At 63.3% G+C, this 14,663-nt stretch carries 14 protein-coding genes; 1 reads left to right on the top strand and 13 read right to left on the bottom strand.

What is annotated here, in order from left to right; all coding sequences use genetic code 11:
• Positions 1-69: 69 nt before the first annotated feature.
• Positions 70-960, top strand: a complete 891-nt coding sequence (locus tag BT119_RS05975; RefSeq protein ID WP_058397760.1) for a LysR family transcriptional regulator — start codon at positions 70-72, stop codon at positions 958-960.
• 764 nt (positions 961-1,724) lie between these two features.
• On the opposite strand, the gene BT119_RS05970 is transcribed toward BT119_RS05975, so the two are convergent.
• From BT119_RS05970 to BT119_RS05910, 13 genes are all read right to left on the bottom strand, one after another.
• Positions 1,725-2,951, bottom strand: a complete 1,227-nt coding sequence (locus BT119_RS05970; protein WP_072365080.1) for a beta-ketoacyl-ACP synthase — start codon at positions 2,949-2,951, stop codon at positions 1,725-1,727.
• On the bottom strand, positions 2,951-3,679 hold the full coding sequence (gene fabG, locus BT119_RS05965; RefSeq protein ID WP_003432130.1) for a 3-oxoacyl-ACP reductase FabG: 729 nt from the start codon (positions 3,677-3,679) through the stop codon (positions 2,951-2,953). Before fabG ends, BT119_RS05970 begins: the two co-directional genes overlap by 1 nt.
• Positions 3,676-4,131 carry a hotdog family protein gene (locus BT119_RS05960; protein WP_003366036.1) on the bottom strand — a complete coding sequence of 152 codons (456 nt, stop codon included), beginning with the start codon at positions 4,129-4,131 and terminating at the stop codon, positions 3,676-3,678. The genes fabG and BT119_RS05960 overlap by 4 nt, the downstream gene beginning before the upstream one ends.
• Complete coding sequence (locus BT119_RS05955; protein WP_072365078.1) at positions 4,128-5,324, bottom strand: beta-ketoacyl-[acyl-carrier-protein] synthase family protein; 1,197 nt, start codon at positions 5,322-5,324, stop codon at positions 4,128-4,130. Before BT119_RS05955 ends, BT119_RS05960 begins: the two co-directional genes overlap by 4 nt.
• The gene (locus BT119_RS05950) at positions 5,321-5,803 is read right to left on the bottom strand and encodes a hypothetical protein (RefSeq protein ID WP_058397757.1); all 483 of its coding nucleotides are present in this window, start codon (positions 5,801-5,803) and stop codon (positions 5,321-5,323) included. The genes BT119_RS05955 and BT119_RS05950 overlap by 4 nt, the downstream gene beginning before the upstream one ends.
• On the bottom strand, positions 5,800-6,534 hold the full coding sequence (locus BT119_RS05945; RefSeq protein ID WP_003432126.1) for a class I SAM-dependent methyltransferase: 735 nt from the start codon (positions 6,532-6,534) through the stop codon (positions 5,800-5,802). Before BT119_RS05945 ends, BT119_RS05950 begins: the two co-directional genes overlap by 4 nt.
• Positions 6,531-7,778, bottom strand: a complete 1,248-nt coding sequence (locus tag BT119_RS05940) for an NAD(P)/FAD-dependent oxidoreductase (protein WP_054081268.1) — start codon at positions 7,776-7,778, stop codon at positions 6,531-6,533. The genes BT119_RS05945 and BT119_RS05940 overlap by 4 nt, the downstream gene beginning before the upstream one ends.
• Before the next feature lie 54 nt (positions 7,779-7,832).
• Positions 7,833-10,196: an MMPL family transporter gene (locus BT119_RS05935; RefSeq protein WP_161429165.1), complete on the bottom strand. Its 2,364-nt coding sequence runs from the start codon at positions 10,194-10,196 to the stop codon at positions 7,833-7,835.
• Entirely contained in the window at positions 10,180-10,794 is a 615-nt protein-coding gene (locus BT119_RS05930; RefSeq protein ID WP_003432120.1) for an outer membrane lipoprotein carrier protein LolA, read from the bottom strand. The genes BT119_RS05935 and BT119_RS05930 overlap by 17 nt, the downstream gene beginning before the upstream one ends.
• Positions 10,791-11,240, bottom strand: a complete 450-nt coding sequence (locus BT119_RS05925) for an acyl-CoA thioesterase (RefSeq protein ID WP_003366054.1) — start codon at positions 11,238-11,240, stop codon at positions 10,791-10,793. Before BT119_RS05925 ends, BT119_RS05930 begins: the two co-directional genes overlap by 4 nt.
• A gap of 65 nt (positions 11,241-11,305) precedes the next feature.
• Complete coding sequence (locus BT119_RS05920; protein ID WP_003432116.1) at positions 11,306-12,253, bottom strand: LpxL/LpxP family acyltransferase; 948 nt, start codon at positions 12,251-12,253, stop codon at positions 11,306-11,308.
• On the bottom strand, positions 12,250-12,984 hold the full coding sequence (locus BT119_RS05915; RefSeq protein WP_003366060.1) for a glycosyltransferase family 2 protein: 735 nt from the start codon (positions 12,982-12,984) through the stop codon (positions 12,250-12,252). The genes BT119_RS05920 and BT119_RS05915 overlap by 4 nt, the downstream gene beginning before the upstream one ends.
• Positions 12,977-14,659 carry an acyl-CoA synthetase family protein gene (locus BT119_RS05910; protein WP_175550554.1) on the bottom strand — a complete coding sequence of 561 codons (1,683 nt, stop codon included), beginning with the start codon at positions 14,657-14,659 and terminating at the stop codon, positions 12,977-12,979. The genes BT119_RS05915 and BT119_RS05910 overlap by 8 nt, the downstream gene beginning before the upstream one ends.
• Positions 14,660-14,663: the final 4 nt, after the last annotated feature.

Below are 14,663 nucleotides of genomic sequence, written 5' to 3'. Positions count from 1 at the left end.
CTCGCTAATCATTCCATCCAATATATTGTTCGACCTGTTTGATAGGTAAAACGACTTAATGGAGGCCGCATGGAATTGCGTCATCTGCGTTACTTCATCGCGGTTGCCGAAGAGCTGCATTTTGGCCGCGCCGCGCAGGCGCTGGGTATTTCGCAACCGCCGCTCAGCCAGCAGATTCAGACGCTGGAGCAGGAACTGGGCACGCGCTTGTTCGAGCGCACCAACCGGCGCGTCGAGTTGAGCGAATCCGGGCGGCTGTTTCTCGACGAAGCACGGCTGGTGCTGGCGCAGGTCGACAAGGCCACTGACGTGGCGCGGCGTGCGCAATTGGGTGAGATCGGCGAGCTGAAGATCGGCTTTACCTCGTCTGCGCCGTTTACGTCGAGCATTCCGCAGGCGATTTTTGCTTTCCGCCAGGCCTACCCGGACGTGCACCTGACCCTGACCGAGATCACCAGTCAGGAAGTGGCGGCAGGTCTTGAGGACAAAACCATTCAGGTCGGCATCATGCGCCCGCTGGCATTGCCCGATTCACTGGTGGTGTTCGAATTGCTCAGTGAACCGCTGGTGGCGATCATGCGTGCCGACCATCCTCTGGCGGCAGGGAGCGAGGAAGGGATCTACATGGCGGCGCTGGCCGCCGAGCCGTTCGTGTTCTTCCCGCGTACCTACGGCAGCGGCATCTACGCGCAAGTCCTGAGCCTGGCGCGCGCCGCGGGGTTCAGCCCGCTGATCACCCAGGAAGCGGGCGAAGTGATGACTATCATCGGCCTGGTTGCAGCAGGATTGGGCGTCACCGTACTGCCTGCGTCCTACCGGCGAATGCGCATCGACGGCGTGGTCTACCGCAACGTCCTCGACCCCGGCGCAACCAGCGCGGTGTGGCTGGTGCAACGCAAGGACGAACAATCGCCCATGGCCAAGGCGTTCACCGAGCTGTTAACGCGCAATGTGGGGTGATTCAAGGGTACTGATGATAGGACGCAGAGCGTCCAGAACGGCATGCGACGCAGAGCGCCGCACGATGGTTGAGATTCTGGCCGCAGGCCGTGGGAGCGAGCTTGCTCGCGATCTGCCGGGAAGCGGCAGCAAGACCGGTGCATGCGGTGGGCCGGGCCGCTGAGCGTCCAGAACTGTATACGACGCGGAGCGCCGCATGATAGTTGAGATTCTGGCCGCAGGCCGTGGGAGCGAGCTTGCTCGCGATCTGCCGAGAACCGGCAGCAGGACCGGCAGCAGGACCGGTGCGTACGTTGGGCCGGGCCGCTGAGCGTCCAGAACGGCATACGACGCAGAGCGCCGCACGATGGTTGAGATTCTGGCCGCAGGCCGTGGGAGCGAGCTTGCTCGCGATCTGCCGGGAAGCGGCAGCAAGACCGGTGCATCCGGTGGGCCGGGCCGCTGAGCGTCCAGAACGGCATACGACGCAGAGCGCCGCACGATAGTTGAGATTCTGGCCGCAGGCCGTGGGAGCGAGCTTGCTCGCGATCTGCCGGGAACCGGCAGCAAGACCGGTGCATGCGGTGCATAAGGCATGGCCGGGCCGCTTCTCAGCCGGTCGTAACCTCCCGAACGTCCTGCGGGCAGCAGCCCTCTCTTGTAGGCATGTTGATACGTAAAGATCGGACGCAGAGCGACCAGAGCTGCATTCCCACGCCGGAGAGTGGGAACGATAAGTGTGTGGACTGGAGCATGAGGAACGGCAGGCGTCCCAGAGAACACCCTTAGCGCCAACGCCTGAAGATCAGCGAGGTGTTCACGCCGCCAAATGCGAAGTTGTTGTTCATCACGTATTCGTTGCTCATGTACCTTGGTTCGCCGACGATGTAGTCCAGTTCACCGCACTGTGGGTCGATGGCGACCAGGTTGAGCGTATGGATATAGCGATCGCTGTTGAGCATTTCGATGCTGAACCATGACTCCAGCGCGCCGCACGCTCCCAGCGTGTGGCCGAGGAAGCTTTTCTGCGAGCTGAGCGGCATGCGCGGGCCGAACAGGCTGCTGGTGGCCAGGGTCTCGGCGATGTCGCCCTGTTCGGTGGCGGTGCCGTGGCCGTTGACGTAACCGATGGCGTCGGGCGGCAGGGCGGCGTCTTCGAGGGCCAGCTCCATCGCGCGGCGCATGGTGGCCTGCTCGGGGCGAGTGCTGTGCGCGCCGTCGGCGTTGCTGCCGAAGCCGACGATCTCGGCGTAGATGTGCGCGCCACGTGCCTGGGCATGCTCAAGCTCTTCAAGCACCAGCATGCCGCCGCCTTCGCCGATCACCAGGCCGTCGCGTCCGCTGTCGTAGGGGCGTGGCGTGCTGTGGGGCGCATCATTCTTGAGGCTGGTGGCGTACAGCGCGTCGAACACCATGGCCTCGGTCGGGCACAGCTCTTCAGCCCCGCCCGCCAGCATCAGCGGCAGACGGCCGAACTTGATCGCCTCGTAGGCATAGCCGATGCCCTGACTGCCACTGGTACAGGCGCTGGAGGTCGGAATCAGGCGTCCGGTCAGGCCGAAGAAAATGCTGATGTTGGCAGCGGTGGTGTGCGGCATCATCCGCACGTAGGAGTTGGCGTTCAGGCCCACAGCCACCGAGTTGATCAACATGTTGCCGAAAGCCTTGATCTCGTCGGTGCTGCCGGTGGACGAGCCGCAGGCCGTGCCCATGCGGCCGTCGCGAATGATAGGGTGATTCAGCAGCCCGGCGTCGATCAGGGCCTGCTCCGCAGCCGCCACGGCCAGACGGGACACGCGGCCCATGCTGCGCAGTTGCTTGCGCGTCCAGTGCCCCGGCACGACGAAATCGTCGATGGGGCCAGCCAGGCGGGTATTGAGCTCGGCAAAACGGTTCCACTCGTCCATCCGGCGAATGCCGCTGCGATTGGCCGTGAAGCTGGCATCGATAGTCGGCCAGTCGCTGCCCACCGAAGTGATGCCGGACATGCCGGTCACTACCACACGCTTCATCAACACAGTCCCCCATTGACGGCCAGAACCTGACGAGTGATGTAGCTCGCTTCGGCCGACATCAGAAAATTCACGGCCCCCGCCACTTCCTCGGGCGTGCCCATGCGTTGTGCCGGAATCATTTTCATCAGTTCGTCAACGGGCACGTTCTCGTCGAGCATGGCCGTATCGATCAGCCCCGGCGCGACGCAGTTGACGGTGATCTTGCGTTTGCCCAGTTCGATGGCCAGCGCCTTGGCGGCACCGATCAGCCCTGCCTTGGAAGCGCTGTAATTGACCTGGCCGCGATTGCCGATCAGCCCTGAAACCGAGGTGATGCAGACGATGCGCCCTGCTGCACGACGGCGAATCATCGGCATCGTCAACGGGTGCAGGACATTATAGAAACCGTCCAGGTTAGTACGCAGCACCTGATCCCAGTCATCGTCGCTCAGCGCCGGAAACGCGCCGTCGCGGGTCAGCCCGGCGTTGAGTACCACGCCGTAATAGGCGCCATGCGTCTCCACATCCTGTTCCAGAATTGCCTTGCAGGCGGCACGGTCCGAGACATCGAATTGCAGCACGCGTGCCTGACGGCCCAGCGCAACGACTTCGGTCTGCACGGCTTCGGCTTCGCTGCGGCCGGTGCGGCAATGCAGGATCAGGTCGTATCCGGCCTGCGCCAGACGCAGGGCGATGGCGCGGCCGATGCCACGGCTGGAGCCGGTGACCAGTATCGATTCAGTCATGCCGGGGCTCCTTCAGCCAGGTAGTCAGCAGTGTTGGGCGGGCAATATACATTGAGTCGGGCAAAAGCCTCGATACCCGGGCCGGTGAGGGTGCATTCGAACATGCCCATGCCGTTGTCGTCCTGCAGGGAGCGCACGGCATGGATGTGCAGTTCACTGCCCAGTGGGAAGCGTGTCACGTTGCAATCGAACTTGCGGCTGCCAAGCAGAAAACCCAGCTTGACCGCTTCGCCGTTGTTGCGCGCCTTGCAACCGGCATAGGCCGCGACGCTCTGCGCCATCAGCTCTATGCCCAGCCATGCGGGCAGGCTGCCGTCGGCTTGATTGAACAGGCCGTCGGCGCGTACGGTCAGGCAGGTTCGAATCTGTTCTTCGTCAAAGCTCAGCACCTGATCGATAAGGATCATGTCGCCGGCATGGGGGATGAGTTCGGCGAGCGGCCACTCGGTCATGGGGCATCTCCGATAATCAGGCTGATGTTGTTGCCACCGAAGGCAAACGAATTGCTCATCATGTAACGAGCGCTTTCAGGTGTCAGGCGCGAGCCTGCGTGTGTCCATTGCAGCGCAGGCAGCAGTGGATCGGCCTCGCTGTCCCACAGGTGCGGGGGCAGGGCCCGTTCGGCATTCTGCGGTGCCAGGCTCAGCCAGCAAAACGCCGCTTCCAGCGCGCCCGCTGCGCCCAGGGTGTGGCCGCTGAGCGGTTTGGTCGAGGAGCAGGGCACGCCGTTCGGAAATACGCCCTGCACGGCCAGGCTCTCCATCGCGTCGTTGTGCGGCGTGGCGGTGCCATGCAGGTTCAGATAACTGATCTGCTCCGCCTCGAGTCGCGCATTGTGCAACGCTTGCAACATTGCATCGCGCGCACCACGGCCGGTGGGTTCGGGGGCCGAGATGTGGTGAGCGTCGCAGCTGGCACCTGCACCCAGCAGGGCAATCGAGTGCCTGCTGTCGGCTTCGCGAGTCATCAGGAACAGTGCGGCCGCCTCGCCGATATTGATCCCGTTGCGGTTGCTGGAGAACGGATTGCAGAGCTGCGGCGACATGGCCTCGAGTGCCGAGAACCCCTGCAGGGTCAGCCTGCACAGGCTGTCGACGCCGCCGCACAGCACGGCATCGCACAGGCCCATGTCCAGCGCCCGCCGCGCACTGAGCAATGCCCGCGAGCTGGAGGTGCAGGCTGTCGAGATGACGTAGGCCGGGCCGCTCAATTGCAGCCAGGCGGCGAGAAAATTTGCCGGTGCGCCCAGTTCCTGCTGCCGATAATCGTAATCGTCGGGGAAGGTCCGCTCGCGCAGCCAGACGGCCATGCTCTCGCTCGCTTCATCGATGCCCGAGGTGCTTGTGCCGATGATCACGCCAATCCGCCCGGCGCCGAAGCGGGTGATGGCCTGGCTGATGTCCTCCTCAATCTGCAGGGCGGCGGCCAGCAGCAGCTGGTTATTGCGGCTGCGATGCAAATGCACGGCCGGCGGAATGGGCGGCAGTGCGGATTTGACCGCACCGACCGGCAACGCACGTTCCGGTACCCAGCCGCTTTCGAACACCATACCCGAGCTGTCACCTGCGAACAGCCTGCGCGACACCTCTTCACGGCTGTCGCCCAGCGAGCAGATCACGCCCAGCGCGTTGAGATAGGCGGTCATGGCAGGCTCTCGTTGTTCAGTGGTGTGACCTTGTAGCTCAGCCTGTCCTTGAGGCGAATAGTGAATGCGTTGGCCGACTGATATTCGACCAGCCAGCGATCGTCCAGGCGTCGCTGCATGCCCTGGCGGTAAGCCGTCGGGTAGCGGCCATGCATTTCCAGGTCCGGGGTCATGGCGAACATCAGCGCAGCGAACAGCTCGCGGGCTTCGGGATTGGGCGGCAGCAAACCGTCGGCTTGCCATTTGCCGTCGATCAGCAACTGGCGCGCCTGGGGAATGCCCAGCGGGTCCATCATCGACCAGCGCAATCCGCCGTTTTCGCGCTGGATGATCAGTAACCAGTCCTGATGCTGATCGGCCTGGCGACGCTCGATGTGCAGCTGCATCGGCAATTGCATGGTCGGTGCGCTGGTCGGCAGCGGGGCTTGTGCCGCACAGCCGCCGAGCAGCAGGAAGGCTAAAAACAGTATGCGAATCATGATGCTTCCACTTCCAGGGGTTTGCGGGCCACGACATTGACCAGCGTTTCCTCACGTTGCCCGAACGGCCTGGGCTTTTGCAGTTTCAAGACTTCGAGCAGGCCGAAGTCCCTGGCGCGGCTCCACCACAGGTAAGGGTACGAAACATTCGGTGCATCGAACTCGAAACCCTGGTCGCGGATCATCTGCAGATACTGCGCCGCGCTTTTCTGAACATGCATCGGGTGGCGGAACAGCCAGCGAATTACCCAGGTGTCGATGTACGCCTCGGTCGACTCGGCGAACAGCAGGTAGCCGCCCGGTTTGAGTACCCGGTAAAACTCGGCCAGCGCTTGTTCCTGCTCCACCAGATGATGGAAAGTCTGGTGGCAGAACAGCAAATCGACGCTGGCGTCGGGTACTGGCAGAGCTGCGCAGTCGCTGCCGATCAGCTCGACCTCTACGCCCCTGGCCCGCGCCTCTTCGCGACTCATCTCGAGGCTGTGCGGATCGGCGTCGACACCGATGAGCCTGGACGGCTGAAAAACCTTGTTCAGATGCTGGAACGAGCGGCCTTGCCCGCACCCGGCGTCGAGCAACACCGGCGCAACCGGCGGCGGGCTGGCGAACAGGCTGCGCAAGTCGTCTATCGCCACGCGCAGCACGCGGTACTGCCAGATGTTGCTGCGCAGAAACCACAGGCCGAAGCGGGTTTCCTCGACATAACTGTCACTCAGGAACGGTCGACTCATGAACCACCGTCCGCGCAGATTTCCGAAAGTGTGCGCAGGCGGCGCTTGGGCTCGCTGACAAACGGATTGCGTTCGTCCCAGGCATAACCGGCCAGAATCGAGCTGATCATGCGGCGGATGTCCGGAGCGCTGCCGGGGTAGAAAATCACGCTCTGGAATGTACCGTCGTACCAGCCCTCGACATAGGCGCGAAAGGTGTCGACGCCACGTTTCAATGGCACCGCGAACTCGCTTTCCCAATCCACGTTTTCGCCCTGCAACTGGCGGCTCAGCACGCCAGCCGCCATGCTCGCCGAACGCATGGCGATGGTCACGCCTGACGAAAACACCGGGTCGAGGAATTCCGCCGCATTGCCCAGCAGCGCAAAGCCTTTGCCGTGCAGGGTCTTGACGTTGGCCGAGTAGCCGCCGATGGTTCTCGCTGGCGTATCCCAGACTGCGTTTTTCAGCACGCTGGCCAGTTGCGGTGTTTCATCGATAAAGGCGCGCAGGCAGGCATCCAGATCCTCGGGCTTGTCCTTGAAGCGTTCAGCCGAGGCGACCACGCCTATCGAACAGCGGCCTTCGCTGAACGGGATCGACCAGAACCACACATCGCTGTGCTGCGGATGGATGCTGACGAGAATCTTGCGGCGGTCGAAGGGCGGGCTTTCGATGCGGTCTTCGATATGGGTGAACACCGCCTGGCGCACCGGAAAACCCGACGGCGCTTCCAGATCCAGCAAGCGCGGCAGCACACGGCCATAGCCGCTGGCGTCGAGTACGAAGCTGGCCTGCACGCTGTATTCGCTGCCGTCCTCACGCCTCACACGCAAAACCGGCTGCGGACCATCGAAGTCGGCGCTGACGATCTCTTCCTGATAGCGGATGTCCACGCCTTGCAGCGCAGCCTGATCGGCGAGCAGTTTGTCGAACTCGCTGCGCTGCACCTGAAAGGTCGTCGGCTTGCCGTTGCTGAACGTATCGCTGAAGTCGAAATCGCTGTATTGCTCGCCGCGCGCGAAGGCTGCGCCATTTTTGGGCTGGAAACCGGCGGCCTGCACGGCCTCCAGCATCCCGGCTTCTTCGACGAAGTCCAGGCAGTGGCACAGCAGGCTTTCACCGATAGAGAAGCGCGGAAACAGCTGGCGCTCGATGATCAGCACGTCATGGCCTTGGCGTTTGAGCAGGGCAGCCGCTATTGAACCGGCCGGGCCGGCACCGATGATGACGACCTGACGAATTTCCCTATCAGTGATGGGCACAGGTATTCCTTTTCGGTTGGGCGGTGGCTGGGAGTGACGACAACGCTGCAAGACTCATGCGTGTGGCCCTTCAGCATTGGCTGGCGAATGAAGCGCTTTACGAGGGCTGGCCCAAGGCGCCAGCAGGAAGCTGAACGCTAGCCCCAGACTGACCGACAGGCCGAAGTTGCTGATCGCCGGGGTGCTGGAAACGGCCAGCAGGCCGAACGACAGCCAGGTGGTGACCGCTGCCAGCAGCGTGCCCAGCAGGCTGACCGCCGCGCCGCCTATCTGCTCGCGCATCAGGATGGCGTAATCGACGCTGATCGCCGTGACCAGCAACAGGCCGAACAGGCTGAACAGAGTCAGCGGCTGACCGAGCCAGCCCAGGCTGGCGAGGCTGCACAGGGCCGCCAGCAGGGGCAGGGCGACGATGCGCAACGCACCGCCGAAGCCAAACGGAGCGATCAGCAGCAGGACGATCAGTACGCACGATGCCAGCTTCAATTCCGCTGCGCTGATCTGCGTGTGGGCAAACACCTCGTTGAGCTCACCCAAGCGGTCGACCAGTTGCACGCCCTCCAGTCCGATGGCCTGCACGCGCAGCAACGCCATGCTGTTCATGCCACGCAGGCTGACGATGCTGGCTACCTGAGCGTCGCCTTCGGCATCTTCGCTGGCGCCCAGCCAGAGCGTGCGCCACGGTTCGCTGAGCGGGCCTTGAAGCGCCTGATCAATGTCTTGCGTTGGCAGTGCCTGCAATTGCGCGAGTTCGGTTTTCAGTGCGTTGGCCGGAACGCCAAGCTGTACCAGTGGCTCCCAGTGTTGCGGCAATTTGCCCAGTGCATCACGGGTCAGTTGCTGCTCGGCAGGCGAATCCAGCAACTGGTTGAGCGCCATGTAGCCTTGCAGCTTGTCCATGCTGACCAGTTGGTCGAGCCGTTGGGTCAGTTCGGACTGCCGATCCAGCAACTGCTGTTGGTCCTTGCCGCGCACCAGAAAAAACTGGCTGGTGGGCTGATAACCGGTGATCCGTGCGATGGCCTGGGCTTCATCGGTCAACGCCTGAGGTGCTGCCACCCATTGGCGGATATCGTTCTTGGTGGTCAGGTGCCAGAGTCCGCCGCCACAGAAGACCAACAGCAGCACCAGCAGGATCGGTGTGCTGATGCGCAGCAGCAAGGCGGCGCGGCAATCGAGCATCAATTGCGCCAGTTTCAGCGGCCACTGGGCAGGGCTGATCTCGACTTTTGCGAGCAGCGCGGGCAGCAGGCACACCGCCGTCAGGTAGGCGCCGATCAGGCCGGCCGCCGAGAACACCGCAATTTGCGTGAGTGCCGGAAACGGCGTCCAGGCCAGCGCCAGGTAGCCGATGCAACTGGTGATCAGGCTCAGGCTCAGGCCCGGCAGGGTCAGGCGCAAGGCGGGCCAGCTGCGCCAGGGTTTGAGGCTCCAGCTCTTGGACAGGTAATGCAGCGGGTAATCCACCGCCACCCCGATCAGGCTCGAGCCCAGCACCAGCGTCATGACGTGCATGCTGCCGAATATCGCAACGCAGGCCACCGCGCCGAAGAGCATGCCGACCACCACCGGCACGAATGCCAGCAGCACGCTCCAGCGGCGGAAGGCGAGTAACAGCAACAACAGGATACCGACCGTTGCGCCACCGCCGACCCAGGTGATTTCCCGGCTGGCCTGCTTCTGCCCGTCGGCAGCGTAAAGCAGCCCGCTGGCCGCGAGCAATTGACCACCCGCCTGACTGGCCTGCACCCGCGCTTGCGCCAGCAGGTCCGCGACCTGGCCGGGCAGGTGCATGTCGAAGGCATCGGTTCGGGTTCGCGAACGCAGCAGTACCCAGCTTTTGCCCTCGGCGCTGGCCACCAACGCGCCACTGGCCAGGTCCGCCTCGACCGAGCCCTGCTTCGGCAGGCCGTTCTGGATACGTCCGGTCAGCCCCAGCCAGTCATCCTGGCCAGGCACCAGGCTGAACCCGGCAAACGGGTCGAACAGCGTCTGTACGCGCTGTTCGATGAAGGTTTTCGGGTCGTCGATCAGCAGTGTGCGGTCCGCTGTCGGCAGCATGGCGATGCGCCCTTGCAGCAACTGGGTGCGCAACGCGGGCAGATCGGCCTGCAGCGACCACTGAACCTTCTCGAACAGGCCGGTCGACTGCCATTGTTCAGCCAGATTGCGTGCCAGTTCGACGGCCTTCTGCCGATCGCTGTGGCCCACCAGCACCAGCATTTCGCGGTTGAGCGGTTCCTGCATGCGCTTTTCGGCGCTCACGACCAGTTCGTCGTTATCGGTGCCCGGCACCAGCTCCATCAGGTTGGCCGACAGCGGCGAGCGGTCGTGCCACTGCCAGCCCGCGAGCGCCAGTACGCCCGCCAGAATCAGCAGGAACAGTCGCGGCAACAGCCGCTCAGTCTTTGAAGTCATTACGCTGCGCATCGGTCAGGGTCGGGGCACTGCTGCTGTCGATCATTTTCAGGACCGTGCTGTCGCCCTGGGTTTCCAGCAGCTCGATACGCTGCACCAGTTCGCCACCGTCGATGTTGATCTGTTTGAACACTTGTTGCAGCAGCATCGAACGCGGCGTCAGGGTGAGGTGCCAGGCATTCGCCTCGCCCTTGAGCTGCAAGTCGAAATCCCGCTGCAGACCGCTGCTGTCGCCTTGCAAGACCGCCAGGAACAGACGGTTCTGCTCGGCGCCGGCGTTCTTGTTCGGCACCGGCTTCCAGGTGCTAACATTGCCATCGGCTTCACGACGGGCAATACCGTCGGCATTGATGCGGTAATCCTGTTTGAGCGGTGTTTCCAGCAGCCAGAGCAGCCCGAAATCCCTGGCGAGCACGAAGCGGCCCTTGCTGAGCAGCGGTTGCGGCAGGGCGCGCAGGTGTTTTTCCTGAACGAAACGACCCTGCACCACGGCAGGCTTGGCGAGCTGATCGCTCAGTTGTTGCAGATCGAACGCCTGCGCCAGAGAAGAAAGGCACAGCAGACCCAGCAGAATCAAGGTACGAAGCGGGCGGTTCATGGCGAGGCGCTCTCTATTGTGCTCTCAAGGGCAGTTTTGACGGCATCGATGAACACCTGCGGCGAGGCCAGTTGCATTTCCCGGCTCTGGCTGTCGACGGCGACCTGCACAGTGCTGGCGCGGGTCAGGCGCTCACCGGTGTGTGCATCGGTGATCAGGTAATTGATCTTCAGACGGTTCTCCCACTCCACCAGACTGGCGCGCACGTTCAGTGTCTGACCGAACACGGCGCTGCGCACATAGCGCAATTGCAGATCGATCACCGGCCAACCATAACCGGATTCGAGCATCTGCATGTAGTTATGGCCGATATGATCGAGCAGCGCGCAGCGCGCCACTTCGAGGTACTTCACGTAGTGCCCGTGCCAGACGATGTTCATCATGTCGACGTCGAAAAACGGCACGACGATTTCAGTGTCGATGTGCAGGAAACCCTTACTGCGCATGTAACCTCCTGTGGCGATCCGCGCTGATTTTACAACGCAGCACATGACCGCCGAGCGCGATCAGCTCATGAGCCTGATTCATCGGCAGACTTCCAGAATGGGTAGAAATTGAACCACTGCTGCGGCGCTTCCAGGCAATAGTGCCCAAGACGCTCGGCATAACACGTGGCCCACTGCTCGATGACCTGGGCACGGTCGCTGCGCCGCCACTCGATGGCGTCGGCGAACGGTTCGAGAATTACCCGATAGCCTTTCGCACCCTTGAGGCAAAAGAACAGGTTGACCGGGCACTTGAGCAGCCCGGCCAGCAGCCAGGGGCCTTGCGGGAAGTTGGCCGGCTGACCGAGAAAGTCGACCTGCACATTGCGCCCGCCATGCAGCGCGACGCGGTCACCGGCGATGGCCAGCCACTCGCCTTCGTCCAGACGCTGGCTTAATTGCAGCATGATGGCCGGGTCCAGCTCGCTGACCTGAATCAGGCGCAGATGTGTCGCGCCGGCTTCACCGAGCAGGCGATTGAAGCGTTCGGCATGTTTGGTGTGCACCAGCACGTTCATGGTGACCTTTTCGCCGAGTTCGGCCAGCGCTCGGCACACTTCAAGGTTGCCCAGGTGCGCACCGACCAGCATCTGTCCGCGTTGGCCACGCAGGTTCTGGCGCAGCAAGGCCTGGTCGACGATCTCGATCTGATCGATACCCAGCCTGCCGTTCCACACGTCGAGCTTGTCGAGCAAGGCATCGGCGAATGCCATGAACTGCCCGAACACCCGGCGCTGGCTGGGCCGCAGTTCGGGTTTGCCGCTCCAGTCCGCCAGGTGCTGCTGGTATTGCCAGATGCTGTGCCGGGCACGTCGGCCGAAGACAAAGAAATACAGGACGATGCCATACAGCACCGGGCTGAGCAGGCGCCGACCGAGCACCCGCATGCCCCAGGCGGTGAGTTTCATGAGCATGAAGCTGCCGCGCTCCTGATGACTGGCCCAATGCTCCTTGGGCGACTTGTCGATGCTCATGGCCGCCACCGTCGCCACAGGAGCATTGGCAGGCGTAGCAGCATGCCGAAGAACAGCTTGGCGTGCATTTTCGAAATCAGGGCGTTGTCATGAAACAGGCGGAAATGCGACAGACCGTCCTGCGGGTAATGAACGCGGGTCGGCAGCCAGCGCATCGGCTGGCCGCGCCAGGACAGGCGCACGAGCATTTCCGAGTCGAAATCCATGCGTCTACCGATCTGCACGCTGTCGATCAGCGCCAGGACCGGGGCCAGTGGATAGAGGCGGAAGCCGCACATGGAATCGCGAATGTGCAACGACAAGGTATTGATCCACACCCAGACGTGGGTCAGGTAGCGTGCATACAGACGGCCTTTGGGCACGCTCTCGTCAAACTGCGGATAACCGCAGATCAGCGCATCCGGGTGCTGGCGCGACTGCTCCAGAAACACCGGAATATCACTCAGATCATGCTGGCCGTCGGCATCGACCTGCAACGCATGGCTGAAACCCAGCCGGATCGCCTCGCGAAAGCCGGCCATTACCGCGCCGCCCTTGCCCTGATTGACCGGCAGGCGCAGCAGGTGGATAGCCTCACCCTGCGCCAACTGCTGTAACACGGCTTCGCAGGCCGGACTGCTGGCATCGTCCACCAGAATGCACGGCAACCCGGCGTTGCGCACGGCCTTGACCACGTTGGGCACGGCCAGCTCGTGGTCAAACACCGGAATGATCACGCAAGGCTTATGCATGGTCGTCCTCCAGGAGGATGCGGCCACTGGAGCAGGGCGCGTTGTCGGCGTTGCGAAAGGCGAAGTGCAGCTTGGAGCGTGTCGCATCGAAGCGCAGTGTCAGCGTGAGGCGATCACCGGGACGCACCAGTTGTTGAAATTTGAGCACCTCCATACCGGCAAATCCGCATGGCAGGTCGAGCAGTCGCTGGCCCAGGCTGATCGCCCAGTCGACTTGCACCACGCCCGGCAAAATCGGCGCCTTGGGAAAGTGGCCGCTGAAAAACGCCAGATCGGGCGGGACGCTCAATTGCAGGTGCAGCTCGCCTTCGACGTTCTGTTGCTCAAGCACTTCCGGCTGTTTCGAGCGTGGCGCCAGCAGCAGCGCCTCGACCTCTGCCTGAGGCAGCTTGCCCTGGGCGTTGAGCGGCATCTGCCGCAGCAGACGCCAGCGACGCGGCAGGGCGATGGTTTCGCAGTGCGGTTGCAGGTACTGCCGCAAGGCTTCGGTGAGCGCCCGACGGCCCTGATTGCGCAGGACCAGCAAGCCCGCGTCGCTCAGCACCAGCAGCGCGCCCAGCGAGGCACGGTTTGCCTGCACCACGCCAAGGCGCGCTTCACTCACCCACGGGTGAGCCGCGAGGGCCTGCTCGATCAGCGGCAAGGACACGCGCTTCTCTTCGAGTTTGACGATGCGGTCGAGCCTGCCCAGCAGTTCGAAGCGCCCGTCTGCACCGATCAGCGCCGCATCGGCGGTCTGCTCGACATGGCCGGGCGGCAGATAGGGCGAGCTGATGCGCAGCGCACCTTGCGCATCCTGACTCAGCTCTACGCCGTCGAAGGCCTGCCAGCGTTGCCCGCCCTGACGCCAGGCGATGCCGCCGGTTTCCGAGCTGCCGAGAATTTCCGTCGGCCACTGACCGAGGCGTTGCTGCAGGCTCTGTGCGGCTTCGGCCGGCAATGCGCCGCCGGAAGAGAACACCCGGCGCACGGCGGCAAGACCCGGCCAGTCGAGATTGTCGCCCATGCGCTTGAGCAGCGCAGGGCTGGCGACCCAGGCGAATGACGGGTATTCACGGCTGGCGCGTTGCAGGTCTTCGGCGAACGGCAACTGACGGCGCACGAACGGGCGTGCCGCGCACAGCGGCCAGAGCAAACGAAACAGCAGCCCGTAAATATGTTGCGTCGCCACGCTGCCGATCATGCATGCCGCGCCGAGCTCCGCGCCCCACAGCTGTTCCAGCCCGCAGACTTCGTTGGCCAGTTGCCGCAGGTGTTTTTCGATCAGTTTGGGCTCGCCGCTGGAGCCGGAGGTGCACAGGCTCAGCCGGCACTGGTCGAGGTCCAGCGCTGCCGCGGGGAGAGGCGCGGCATGCAGGTCGCTCAGGTGGGTGTCACCCGGCAGGTCAGTCAGCCACAGGTCGACCTGATTCGCCCAGCGCTCGCGGGTCTGGCCCTGCAAGTCGGCGGGCAGCAACACGTGCACACCTGCGCGCCAGGCCGCGAACAACGCAATGGCCAGGTCGGCGGCATCCTCGAGGTACACTGCAAGGCGTGTGATGCCGCGCGCGTTCAGCCCCGCAGCCACGCCGAGCGCCTGATCACGAAACTGCGCGTGGTCGAGGGTCGGGGCCAGCGTCAGCAACCGGTCGGGCAGCGCATCGAGCAGCAGGTGTTCCAGGTTCAACCAGTTCATGCGA

Origin of the sequence: Pseudomonas sp. NFACC10-1 (genome assembly GCF_900119195.1) — a bacterium.
Lineage (GTDB): Bacteria > Pseudomonadota > Gammaproteobacteria > Pseudomonadales > Pseudomonadaceae > Aquipseudomonas > Aquipseudomonas cerasi.
This window is presented reverse-complemented; position numbering and strand designations above follow the sequence as displayed.

Coding starts and splice junctions, on each gene's coding strand:
- BT119_RS05925 (WP_003366054.1), bottom strand. CDS start 11,240: ATGCGCAGTAAGGGTTTCCTGCACATCGACACTGAAATCGTCGTGCCG.
- BT119_RS05910 (WP_175550554.1), bottom strand. CDS start 14,659: ATGAACTGGTTGAACCTGGAACACCTGCTGCTCGATGCGCTGCCCGAC.
- fabG (WP_003432130.1), bottom strand. CDS start 3,679: ATGACTGAATCGATACTGGTCACCGGCTCCAGCCGTGGCATCGGCCGC.
- BT119_RS05915 (WP_003366060.1), bottom strand. CDS start 12,984: ATGCATAAGCCTTGCGTGATCATTCCGGTGTTTGACCACGAGCTGGCC.
- BT119_RS05920 (WP_003432116.1), bottom strand. CDS start 12,253: ATGAGCATCGACAAGTCGCCCAAGGAGCATTGGGCCAGTCATCAGGAG.
- BT119_RS05950 (WP_058397757.1), bottom strand. CDS start 5,803: ATGATTCGCATACTGTTTTTAGCCTTCCTGCTGCTCGGCGGCTGTGCG.
- BT119_RS05930 (WP_003432120.1), bottom strand. CDS start 10,794: ATGAACCGCCCGCTTCGTACCTTGATTCTGCTGGGTCTGCTGTGCCTT.
- BT119_RS05935 (WP_161429165.1), bottom strand. CDS start 10,196: ATGACTTCAAAGACTGAGCGGCTGTTGCCGCGACTGTTCCTGCTGATT.
- BT119_RS05970 (WP_072365080.1), bottom strand. CDS start 2,951: ATGAAGCGTGTGGTAGTGACCGGCATGTCCGGCATCACTTCGGTGGGC.
- BT119_RS05945 (WP_003432126.1), bottom strand. CDS start 6,534: ATGAGTCGACCGTTCCTGAGTGACAGTTATGTCGAGGAAACCCGCTTC.
- BT119_RS05955 (WP_072365078.1), bottom strand. CDS start 5,324: ATGACCGCCTATCTCAACGCGCTGGGCGTGATCTGCTCGCTGGGCGAC.
- BT119_RS05975 (WP_058397760.1), top strand. CDS start 70: ATGGAATTGCGTCATCTGCGTTACTTCATCGCGGTTGCCGAAGAGCTG.
- BT119_RS05960 (WP_003366036.1), bottom strand. CDS start 4,131: ATGACCGAGTGGCCGCTCGCCGAACTCATCCCCCATGCCGGCGACATG.